General features: G+C 52.6%; 1 pseudogene. It reads left to right on the top strand.

Annotation, left to right across the window (positions count from 1 at the left end):
• A pseudogene (locus HK24_RS13425) lies at positions 1-169 on the top strand (IS5/IS1182 family transposase); the annotation flags it as partial.
• Between the last annotated feature and the right edge of the window lie 120 nt (positions 170-289).

Here is a 289-nt window from a genome sequence, read left to right on the forward strand (position 1 = left end):
GGTCATCCGATCGCGTGTCGAGCACGTCTTTGCTGACCAGAAATCACAGACGGGACTGTTCATCCGAACTGTCGGTATCACCCGGGCCACCATGAGGATCGGACTGGCCAATATTGTCTACAACATGCGCCGCTTCATCTTCCTCGAAAGATTGAGTGCGAGCGCGTAGTCATCCACCGGCCCCCCCCCGATCTGCTCAAAACGCAGATCAAAAGTTACTCAAAGAACCGTCTATCAAATCGCCAAAAGCCAGAAATTACGGGCCAAGCACATCAATCAAGGGTTCTTC

Origin of the sequence: Gluconobacter sp. DsW_058 (genome assembly GCF_002153615.1) — a bacterium.
In the GTDB taxonomy this organism is placed as follows: Bacteria; Pseudomonadota; Alphaproteobacteria; order Acetobacterales; family Acetobacteraceae; genus Gluconobacter; species Gluconobacter cerinus.